Annotated in this window: 9 protein-coding genes; all 9 read right to left on the minus strand. The window is 38.0% G+C overall.

All coding sequences use genetic code 11. The features are described 5' to 3' along the window. Positions 1-324: 324 nt before the first annotated feature. Entirely contained in the window at positions 325-1131 is an 807-nt protein-coding gene (locus ACFO3P_RS08505; protein WP_042535964.1) for a histidinol-phosphatase, read from the minus strand. Between the two features lie 24 nt (positions 1132-1155). Further along, positions 1156-2157, minus strand: coding sequence for an extracellular solute-binding protein (locus tag ACFO3P_RS08510; RefSeq protein ID WP_042531672.1), 1002 nt, complete (start codon positions 2155-2157; stop codon positions 1156-1158). A gap of 28 nt (positions 2158-2185) precedes the next feature. Beyond that, positions 2186-3265: an ABC transporter ATP-binding protein gene (locus tag ACFO3P_RS08515; RefSeq protein WP_042531670.1), complete on the minus strand. Its 1080-nt coding sequence runs from the start codon at positions 3263-3265 to the stop codon at positions 2186-2188. Between the two features lie 19 nt (positions 3266-3284). Beyond that, positions 3285-5006: an ABC transporter permease gene (locus tag ACFO3P_RS08520; protein WP_084612905.1), complete on the minus strand. Its 1722-nt coding sequence runs from the start codon at positions 5004-5006 to the stop codon at positions 3285-3287. A 70-nt stretch (positions 5007-5076) separates the two neighbouring features. Beyond that, positions 5077-6114, minus strand: a complete 1038-nt coding sequence (locus ACFO3P_RS08525) for an ABC transporter substrate-binding protein (protein ID WP_289584741.1) — start codon at positions 6112-6114, stop codon at positions 5077-5079. 313 nt (positions 6115-6427) lie between these two features. Next, a complete protein-coding gene (locus tag ACFO3P_RS08530) occupies positions 6428-7474 on the minus strand; it encodes an ABC transporter substrate-binding protein (RefSeq protein ID WP_042531666.1) in 1047 nt (348 codons plus the stop codon). Between the two features lie 303 nt (positions 7475-7777). Then, complete coding sequence (locus ACFO3P_RS08535; RefSeq protein WP_289584740.1) at positions 7778-8815, minus strand: ABC transporter substrate-binding protein; 1038 nt, start codon at positions 8813-8815, stop codon at positions 7778-7780. Positions 8816-8847: 32 nt separating this feature from the next. Continuing rightward, positions 8848-9630, minus strand: coding sequence for an HAD family hydrolase (locus tag ACFO3P_RS08540; RefSeq protein WP_289584739.1), 783 nt, complete (start codon positions 9628-9630; stop codon positions 8848-8850). A 235-nt stretch (positions 9631-9865) separates the two neighbouring features. After that, the gene (locus ACFO3P_RS08545) at positions 9866-10900 is read right to left on the minus strand and encodes an ABC transporter substrate-binding protein (RefSeq protein WP_042531660.1); all 1035 of its coding nucleotides are present in this window, start codon (positions 10898-10900) and stop codon (positions 9866-9868) included. Positions 10901-11223 lie beyond the last annotated feature (323 nt).

Here is an 11223-nt window from a genome sequence, read left to right on the forward strand (position 1 = left end):
TCCAAGACTCGCTACGAGTGAATGGCTAGTTCTTTCTCGGCGGGAATCCCACCCGCTATATATCACGACCTATGCTCGGTCGCTCCAGGAGTCTCCGTGTTTTTCTTCCGCTAGTTACTGTTTTCAATCATCATTTTGTCATTTTTATAAGAAAACAAAAGTGTAATTTCTTACTTCAATTTATATAGACTATTTTATTTTTATCTTCATCAAACAGATTGAATAGGTTATCTTATATTCTTGAACGATAACATCCTAATTTTAGAAAAAACCGCATCCGCTAAAGAATGAGCGTATGCGGGGGTTTCTTCATACTCCACACAATTAAAGTGACACCGTATATCTTTTCTTGTTAACAAAATACACCATTTCCTGAAAGCCAATTTGTTTTAAAGTTTCCTGTACTTCTAAGTAATCATCCCCTACTCTGGAAGGTACGTGAGAATCTGAACCAAAAGATATATCTACACCGTAATGGCATGCCCTTTCTAATATTTCATGGGAAGGATACCATCCGCCGCAATCCTTATTTTTACCGGATGTATTCACTTCAATAGCAACACCTTCATCTGCAATGACTTTTAATGTTTCTTCTATCACTGATGTTTTGACATCATGAAAATCTAATAAATATCCTTTCATCGCATCAATATGTCCCAAGACTTGAAACATACCGCTTTTGGCAGATTGCTGAATCGAATGGTAGTAGGTTTCTTTTTCCTCGAGACGTTCTCCCTCTGTTAAATAATCCCATCTGCCTTTTTGAAAAATACTTTTATCGTGAACATGATGGACAGAGCCAATGATATAATCAAATGGGTATTTTTGATAAATGCTTCTATACATATCTGCATATTCAGGAAAGTAATCACTCTCCATTCCAAGCAGCACATGAATTTTATTCTTATATTTTTCTTTCAGCGTCAACACTTCATTTACGTATTCATCCAGTTCGCTCTTCGCCATTGCAATTCCCGGATATAGCTGATCTTCCTTCGAATAAAAATAAGGAGAGTGATCTGAGATTCCAATATAATGTAAACCACGATCTATTGCAGCCTTAATGTAATCCTCTATTTTTCCTTCTGCATGCCCGCACCTATCATGGTGCGTATGTAAATCAAAAATTATATTTGTCACTTCGCATCTTCCCCCTTACTCTCTAAATTGGATAACTTCTTTAAAATCAGAAATTAAATTTGATCGGCTTTCCACTGCTTCTTCCTCATCAACAGGTATAATCAATAATTCATCCAACGATACGGACTGTGGCGGATTTACTGCATTCACATTGGTCAGCATATGATAATTTCCTATTCTTTGTCCTATTTCCTGTGCTTCCTTTGTTAATGACCAATCGATAAACTCCTGTGCAGCCTCTTGGTTTTGGGCATCTGTCGTCATAGCGATGGCTTCGACTTCATACGTTGTCGGTTCTGTCGGGTAGATAATATTCAACTCATTAAATCCCTCATTCTTCAGGCGCATGGCATCGTGAGCAAACATAATCGTTGCAGCACTTTCCTTATAACCTATAAACCTTCCAGTTGAATCTTCTGCCAAAGTGTAATCAGTTACATTTTGATTGATATTTTGCAGCACACTTCTTGTTCGCAAATCTCCATATAATTCATCAAAGAGAGCAATCGTAAGGTACCCTGCTTCTGTTGATTCTGGATTTGGCAATGTCAGCCAGTTCTTATATTCTACCCGTTGCAGATCACTCCACCGCTGCGGGTTACTTACCCCTTGTTCCACATGCCATTGACGATTGGTTACAATGGCCAAGACCCCTACACTAATTCCAGTCCAATACCCTTCTTCATCCTTATATATTTCGTCAATTTCTTCTCTATAGTCCGAAATATATGGTTCCAAGAGTCCTTGCTGTTTCGCCTCTTCCATTAAAAAAGACGATCCCCCATACCAAATATCAAATTCCTCTTCTCCATTCTCCAATGATTGAAGAATTTCAAGATTACTTTTTCTTTGAAAAGAAATATGGATACCCGTATCCCGTTCAAACTGCTCTGCAATTCGGATCATATAAGCTGTATCCATTCCAGTATAAACCTGTAATACTTCTTTTTGCCCAGCCTTGCTGCAACCAGAAAGAAGGAGAAGGACTACGAACAATAGCATTGTTATTTTTCGCATAGCAATTCCCCCCTCCTTCTATTTAACCTTATGCTGGTACAACATGCAACGAGCGTTGTGAAAATGTCAGGTTCACACTATCGCCGTCATAATAAACTTCTTTCCCTCCTGGATCTGCAACAACCGCATACAATTGAATACCATTAAAATCTAGCTCATATTCTTGTATCTGTCCCATAAACACACTCTTTAGAACTTTCGCAGACTCTGTTCCTTCCTTACTGAGATTGATTGCCTCTGGACGAACAACAACAGAAACAGATTGTCCTTCATGAAATGTATCTGCATCCTTTTGTAAAACTTCGATGGTGGTTTGTTTCGTTTTTACAAAGAGACGATCCGAATCTTTCTTATCTACAACCCCTCCTAAAAAGTTTGCCGTACCAATAAAATCAGAAACAAATTTTGTTTTTGGCTTTTGATAAATTTCCATCGGTGGTCCTACTTGTTCAATACGACCCTCATTCATAACAACAATACGATCACTCAAACTCATCGCCTCACTTTGATCATGTGTTACATAAATTGCTGTAATACCAAGTTCTTTCTGAATACGGCGAATTTCATCACGCATCGTAATCCGAAGTTTCGCATCTAAATTGGATAATGGTTCATCGAAAAGCAGCACTCCAGGCTCCATTACCAACGCCCGGGCAAGCGCAACACGCTGCTGTTGACCGCCAGACAATTGGTTTGGCATTCTGTTTTTATTTACATGTAAGTTCATAATATCCATTATAGGTGTCACTCGTTTTTCAATTTCACTTTTACTTAACTTTTTCAGTTTTAGTCCATAGCAAATATTTTCATATACAGACATATGCGGAAACAATGCATATGATTGGAATACCATCGTACAGTCTCTTTTATTTGCAGGTATATTTTGAACGTTATCCTCACCAAACATAATTGCACCGTTCGATAATTCCTCAAACCCGGCAATCATACGCAATGTGGTTGTCTTTCCACACCCGGAAGGACCTAGTAGTGTTGCAAATTCTCCTTTTTCAATATGCAAACTGACTTCCTTAACAGCTGTCATTACTTTTCCTTCATCATCGGTAAATTGTTTGGTTACATTTTCTAACTTTACGGATTTTGCTGACATGTATTATCCCTCCAAGTATTTAGGCAGCATTCACAGAATCTGCATTAGCAGCGTCTTTTGAAATAATTTCTGCACCTGTTTGTTTGTCTTTTCTTAATTTCCACTTACCTGTAAATAAAGCAGTTAAGCCATTTAAAACTAACATTGCTGCAATCATTAAGATAATTAGTAATGTACAATAAGCACTCGCAACACCAATTCTTCCCGATTCTACCTGTGCCAGTATAGAAGCAGTAATCAGATTATATCTTGCCGAAACAAGGAAGATTACAGCACTCATCGCTGTCATACTTTTTACGAAAGTGTATACTAATGAACTGAAAAATGCTGGTCGAATCAAAGGCAGTACAATCGAAAAGAATGTTTTGGAACCGCTCGCTCCCAGGTTCGTTGCCGCTTCTTCAATGGAAGGGTCTATCTGCTGGAGAGAAGTAATTCCGGACCTGATCCCCACCGGCATCGCACGAACAATAAATGCAGCGATAATAATTAATGCTGTCCCCGTAATTGCCAAAGGAGCTTGGTTAAATGCTAAAATGTAAGAGATACCAATTACTGTTCCTGGAATTGCTATCGAAAGCATGCTGATACCTTCCATTAATTTCTTTCCCGCAAATCTTTTTCGAACAATTAAGAAGGCAAGAATCATTGCAAATAATCCGCCAATTGGAGTGGCAATAATCGATAGCTGTAATGTGTCTACTACTGCTTTTTGCCCAATGGAAAATACATAGCTATAATGGTCTAACGTAAAGCTGTAATTTACACCCCATAGTTGAATAAACGAACCAATTGGAACTAAAATGTAAAATAAGATAACGGTTGCCGATAAACCATAACAAATCCCAATCATTATTCTCCGGAAGACACCTTTTGAAACCATCTTCCTGGCTGAGGTTGGTTTTCCAGTAACCGTAACGTAACTCTTCTTTCCAACCCAGAATTTTTGAACTGCATAAAGGATAACCGTTACTGTCAGCAGAACCATTGCCAAAGCAGCTCCAGCTTGCATATTATAACTTCCTACTGCCTGCATATAAATTTCTCTTGCAACGGTGTTATAGTCTCCACCAATTGTCATCGGATTACCAAAATCCGCCATAGATTGAATGAATACAAGTAGAAAAGCATTTCCGATTCCCGGTACAGATAAAGGTAATGTAACTTTTTTAAATGTCTGCCATTTTGTAGAACCAAGATTATCACTTGCTTCTTCTAGAGATGGGCTGATGGATCGTAACAATCCAGCCAATACTAAGAAAGCAACTGGGAAATAAGTTAATGTCTGTACTAGGATAAGACCATGCAAGCCATAAATATTCGCATTTTCTATCCCTAATAATGTTTCCGAAATAAACCCGCCTCTTCCGAACAGTAAAATTGCTGATAGAGCAATAACGAACGGAGGTGAAATAACCGGTAAAATAGCAATCCCGTTAAATATTTTTTTAAACGGTACTTCAATATAAGCGAAAGTATAGGCAAAGAAATAAGCAATAGCTGTTGATAAAATGGAAACAATGATGGCTAATACTAGTGAATTCGTTAAAGCACTAGTTAACTGCCCTCCAGCAAAAACCCTTTCATAACCTTGCCAATTAATTTCTCCATTTGAGAGGAAACTAGATAGAAAAATTTGAAACATCGGAAAAGCAATAAAAATGATTAGTGTCAGCATAATCAATACAACTAATATAAGAAGTAATGGCTGCTTGACTAATTTACGTATATTTTCCTTCATAGAAAGCTTTCACTCCTTTTATGTTAAAAAAGGGAGCTGATGAGGCTCCTTTTTTCAACGTTCTCTGACTCTAGTTATTTACTTCATTATCCCAGCGGTCAAGAATTTCCTGACGGCGTTCCCCAGCCTCTTTCGGGTCTGAATCTAATAGATTAATTTCATCTAAATTCGGTGCCCCTTCAGGCGGAGTTGCGTCGGGATGTGTAAGACTCTGGAAATTATTTGTTTCTTGTCCAACTTCTTGTGCTCCCGGACCTGCAGCCCAATCGATAAACTCTTGCGCCAGCTCTTCATTTGGAGCTCCTTCAATAATGCCGACTCCTCCAATTTCAAACCCTGTACCATCATCCGGGAAGGAAAGAACAATATCGTCAAATCCTTCTTCTTGATATTTAACAATATCATGTGCAAATAGAATTCCTGCTCCTACTTCATTTAGTCCAACCATTCTACCTGGTGCAGAGCCACTAGTCGTATATTGCTGAACTTGTGGGTGAAGTTCTTTTAAGTATTCAAATCCTTCCTCATCTCCGCCTTTCGCACGAAGAATGGAATATAATGCAGTATAAGCTGTACCTGATGAACTTGGATGCGCCATTACTATTTGGTTTTGATAAGCAGGGTCTAACAGATCCTCCCAGCTTGTCGGTGCTTCCAGACCATTATCATCCAGGAAGTTCTGATTTGTTGCAAAACCAATTGCACCTACATAAACTCCTGTCCAATAATGATCTGGATCTTTATACTCCTCTGGAATATCTGCTGCTACCGGTGAGTCATACGGATGTAATAAGTCTTCCGTTTTAGCAGCTTCAAATGTATCTGCAGGACCGCCATACCAGATATCTGCCTGTGGATTATCTTTTTCCGCACGTACCTTTGCCAAGATTTCTCCAGCTGACATACGAACCATATCGACATCAATTCCTGTATCCTGTTGGAACCTATCAACCGCAGCAATCGCATGATCTTCTTGGAATCCAACATAAACTGTTAACGTTCCGCTTGGACTATCTTCCCCGTCTGCTCCATCTGAATCATTTGATCCGCATGCGGCAAGCAGAAAAACAACTAATAATATAAATAATAATTTTATAGATTTCTTCAATGTTACTACCTCCTTTTTTCTTATGTCTTAAGTTTATTTGTATACGCTTCCATATTCAACACCAAATGAATTCCTTTTGAAGCGGTATAGAATTGGTATGGTGGAAATACATGTATGATTCATATTTTATGAAATATATTAAAGTTAAATAGTGATATTTTAGGCAAAAAGAAAGCCGAACTACTTCAAATTCTATTAAAGATTCTGAAATATTTTGGCTTTCTCTTTTTTATTTTTTCTTCTATAATGATGTGACTTTTAAATAGATTCTTCGTTTATACTTTTTTTATCATTATTTGTGCTATTTTATATTTTAATTATTCACTTCATTATCCCAACGGTCTAGAATCTCTTGACGACGCTCTCCAGCCTCTTTTGGATCTGAATCGATTAAATTAATCTCATCTAAATCAGGTGTTCCTTCAGGCGGCGTTGCATCTGGGTGAGTTAAACTCTGAAAGCTATTTGCCTCATGCCCGACTTCTTGTGCGCTTACTCCAGCTGCCCAATCAATAAATTCTTGTGCAAGTTCTTCATTTGGAGCTCCTTCAATAATAGCAACCGCTCCTACTTCAAATCCTGTTCCTTCTTCTGGAAAGGAAAGAACAATGTCATCAAAACCTTCTTGCTGAAACTTTATAATGTCGTGAGCAAACAAAATTCCTGCACCAACTTCATTTAAGCCAACCATTCTTCCTGGAGCTGAACCACTGGTTGTATATTGCTGAATCTGTGGGTGAAGTTCCTCCAAATATGCAAAGCCTTCTTCATCTCCACCTTTTGCACGAAGCGTGGAATACAACGCTGTATAAGCAGTCCCTGAAGAGCTTGGGTGCGCCATGACAATTTCATTGTTGTATGCGGGATCCAATAAATCATCCCAACTTGTCGGTGCTTCCAAATTATTTTCATCTAAAAAATTCTGGTTTGTCGCAAAACCGATAGCACCAACATATATCCCTGTCCAATCTCCCTCTGGGTCTTTGTATTCTTCTGAAATATCTTCAGCAACCTCTGAATGGTATGAATGTAGGAGATCTTCTGTCTTTGCAGCTTCGAATGTATCTGCTGGTCCTCCAAACCAAATATCTGCTTGCGGATTATCTTTTTCCGCACGCACCTTTGCTAAAATTTCTCCAGCCGACAGACGAACCATATCAACATTAATTCCTGTTTCTTCTTGAAATCTCTCCATTGCCGCTATTGCATGATCCTCATTGAAAGCCGAATAAACCGTTAACGTTCCACTTGGACTATCCCCTTCATCTGCTCCGTCAGCTTGATTTGAATCGTTTGACCCACATGCAACAAGTAGAAAAACAACGAATAGTATTAGTATTAATTGCATCAATTTCTTCAAAGTTATTCTCCCCCTTTTTATGTTTTCAGTTTATTTGTATGCGTTTACATAAACAACACCAAATATTCTCCTTTTGAAATGGCATAGAATTGGTATAGTAATATAAAACATGTCATTATAATCTGTTTGTGTATAATCGTTGTCTAACTTCATCCACTAAAAATTAGGTGGAAAGATGGAAATACATACGCTTCATCTATTAGATAATGTCCAATAACATCAACAAAAAAGCCGAATAAGTCCAAATTCTAAAATAAGAATGTTGAACCATTCGACCTTACTCACATAGAACTATGATTTGTTTTAATTATTCACTTCATCTTCCCAACGATCAAGAATTTCCTGACGACGTTCTCCTGCCTCGATTGGATCTGAATCAATTAATTCAATTTCTTCCAAGTCAGCTGCTTCCTCTGGCTCTACAGCATCTGGATGAGTTAAATTATTAAATGCATTTGCTTCCTGACCCACTTCCTGTGCATTCGCACTTACAGCCCAATCAATAAATTCTTGCGCTAATTCTTCATTTGGAGTACCGTTAATAATCCCGACGCCGCCAACCTCATACCCTGTTCCTTCTTCTGGAAAACTTAATACGATATTATCAAAGCCTTCTTTTTGGAACTTAATGATATTATGTGAGAATAGAATTCCAGCTCCTACTTCATTCATCCCTACCATTCTCCCTGGAGCTGAACCGCTCGTTGTATACTGCTGAACCTGACCATCCAGCTCTTTCAAATAGTCAAAACCAGCATCATCACTGCCTTTAGCACGAAGAATAGAATAAAGTGCCGTATACGCCGTACCTGAAGAACCTGGATGAGCAACGACTACCATATCTTTATATGCTGGATCTAATAAGTCATCCCAGCTTGCAGGTGCCTCCAAGTTATGTTCATCTAAAAAGTCCTGGCTTGTCGCAAAACCAATAAGTCCTAAATAAATCCCTGTCCAATATCCTTCTTCATCCCGGTATTCTTCAGGGATTGCTTCTGCCTCTGGGGATTGATATGGCTGAAGTAAATCCTCTTCTTTCGCAGCAACAAATGTATCTGCTGGACCGCCGTACCAAATATCTGCCTGTGGATTTTGCTGCTCAGAGCGAATTTTAGCCAATATTTCTCCTGTAGACATACGAACCATATCAACATCAATTCCTGTATCCTCTGTAAATTGATTAATTGACGCAATGGCATGCTCTTCTTCGAGACCGACATAAACAGTCAATGTACCATCGTTTTCTGCTCCACCTGTTTCTTCTGTATCATCAGAACCACATGCAGCAAGAATCAATCCTAAAAATAAAAATAGCGGTATTATCTTTTTTGTAGTTTTCATACGATGAATTCCTTTCTTTCATTTTCTTTACTTTAATTCACAACTCCAAGCTTCTTCAGTCCGTTAAAAATGCCATTCTCCTCAACGGTTGTTGTTTGAAAATCTGCATATGGAACAAGCATCGAGTCCGCATTTCCCATTGCCACGCCTGCTCCAGCAAATTGCAGCATTTCCTTATCATTCATTCCATCACCAAAAGCAATCACTTCAGAAGGTGATAGATTCAAATGTGCTATCATTTTTTTAACTGCTTCTCCTTTATTCACGGAAGTACGAATTAGATCATAGGACTCTGTAGAATGTTTGATATTAACTTTAGACAGCTGATAACCTTCTATTAAACTAAAATCTCCTTTGCTGTCAAACACATTGATTGCCGTCGCAGCTACAATCTGATCAGCAACATCTTCTGTAAACAGTTTAAATTCCTTCATTTGCGAAACTTTACTAAAATAAATAACGTGTGCATCCTTTAGAGAAGTAAAATAATTATTTTCTGTGGTATAAAGCGCAAGTTCACTTTCTCCTTGGCAGGAGATAGAAATCATTCTCTCGACATCCTCTTTACGCATCGCAGCTTTAAAAATCATTTCATTCTCGTGCATTGCATAGGATCCATTATAAGTAATCGATGAGGTGATTCCAAAGTCATTTGTCAAATTAACAATATCCATTAAAGGTCTGCCAGTACATAGAAATACTTCTATACCTGCTGCTTTTGCTTGCCGAATGGCTTCCTTGGTTGAAGCATCGTAAGTGTGGTCTGGCTTTATAATCGTTCCATCAATATCTAAAAAAATTGCACGGTAGCTCATTTTGGCCTCCTTTTTTAGTTCCTTCCTCTAAAAGATAGATGAATTCTTATGCTCTTTTCTAATTATTACTATACTTAAGACTATAATCATTTCATGGAACGCTCCACACCAAATTATTTCCGTTTAAAATGGTAGAACTTTAGCTTATGAATATTGCATCAAACATTCAGATAAAATTTCTAATAAGATATAAAGCAATGTCTTTGAGTGATTAACTTACATTTTCTTTATATGACTATTGATCATAAATTTCATTCTCCCATTTTTGAATAATCTCATCACGTGATTCTGCCGCATCGCTTAAATCAAAATCTATTAAATGATAATCTGAAAGTTCTATAGCTTGTTCCGCATCCGCAGCTTCTGGATGGGTTACATTATTATAGTTTCCAAAATCTTGTGCTGCTTCTTGCCCTGCTGGTCCTAATACCCAGTCAATAAATGCCTCAGCCAATTCAGGGTTAGGAGCATCTGCAATCTTAGCTACTGCAAATAATTCATATCCTGCTCCATCAACCACAGTAGGCTCTAAATTATCAAATCCTTCTTCCATACTTTTAACAGAATTATAGTAGAATAAGATCCCTGCTCCCGCTTCTTCCATTCCCACCATCCTCGCCGGAGCGACCCCGCTAGTTGTATATTGTTGTACTTGTCCATCCAATGCTTCCAAATAATCATAAGCCTCTTCTTCATTATCAAAGTACTGCAATATATTATAAAGTATTGTATAAGCCGTACCGGATGAAGCTGGATGAGGCATAACGATTTCCCCTTCATACGCTGGATCAAGTAAATCTTCCCAAGTTGTAGGTGCTTCTAGTCCATTGGCATCTAAGAAATTTTGATTCACTACAAAACCTAAAGGATTAACTAACATTCCAGTCCAATATCCTTCATCGTCCTTGTATTCATCTGAGATATATTCCGCTGTAGGCGATACATATGGTTCAAGCAATTCCTCTTCCTTAGCTACTTCAAATGTTTCTGCCGGTCCGCCAAACCAGACATCTGCCTGCGTGTTCGCACTTTCCGCACGAACTCTTGATAGAATTTCCCCAGCAGACAACCGAACCATATCAACTTCAATTCCTGTTTCTTCTGTAAAAAGGTTCATTGTTTCGATAGCACGCTCTTCATCCGAACCAGCATAAACCGTTATTTTACCTTCTAACTTATCATCTGGCTCATCACTAGAATCGTCACTTCCACAAGCGGCTAGTATACTTACGATTAATAATAGAGATAACCTCCAAATACTTTTTCTCATTACGTCCCCCCTCCCTATATATTCTTTAAATATTGTTTTAATATGTATTCTTTGTTTAGAATAGCAGTCTATTAAATGGTTTATTGCTACAGGATTATGCTAAAAGCCGAAGCTTCAGTTACCTCATACCTTTACTTCCAATAACCTATCCACTCTTCCGCTCTAGCCATTAAATTAACTCCCTTGTTTTCATTACTTCCTTATATTATGTATATAACTCTATATGTACACGCTTACACTATCAATAGTAATTAATTTCCTTTTTAAATGGCAGTAAATTGGTATTGAATATTTACTATAGACTATGTAATTTAAAATAGATG

This window comes from Oceanobacillus aidingensis (assembly GCF_042654105.1).
Lineage (GTDB): Bacteria > Bacillota > Bacilli > Bacillales > Amphibacillaceae > Oceanobacillus > Oceanobacillus oncorhynchi.

Bases quoted from the DNA above. Each gene is read 5' to 3' on its own strand.
- ACFO3P_RS08510 (WP_042531672.1), bottom strand. From the start codon at position 2,157: ATGCGAAAAATAACAATGCTATTGTTCGTAGTCCTTCTCCTTCTTTCT.
- ACFO3P_RS08515 (WP_042531670.1), bottom strand. From the start codon at position 3,265: ATGTCAGCAAAATCCGTAAAGTTAGAAAATGTAACCAAACAATTTACC.
- ACFO3P_RS08520 (WP_084612905.1), bottom strand. From the start codon at position 5,006: ATGAAGGAAAATATACGTAAATTAGTCAAGCAGCCATTACTTCTTATA.
- ACFO3P_RS08535 (WP_289584740.1), bottom strand. From the start codon at position 8,815: ATGAAAACTACAAAAAAGATAATACCGCTATTTTTATTTTTAGGATTG.
- ACFO3P_RS08540 (WP_289584739.1), bottom strand. From the start codon at position 9,630: ATGAGCTACCGTGCAATTTTTTTAGATATTGATGGAACGATTATAAAG.
- ACFO3P_RS08545 (WP_042531660.1), bottom strand. From the start codon at position 10,900: ATGAGAAAAAGTATTTGGAGGTTATCTCTATTATTAATCGTAAGTATA.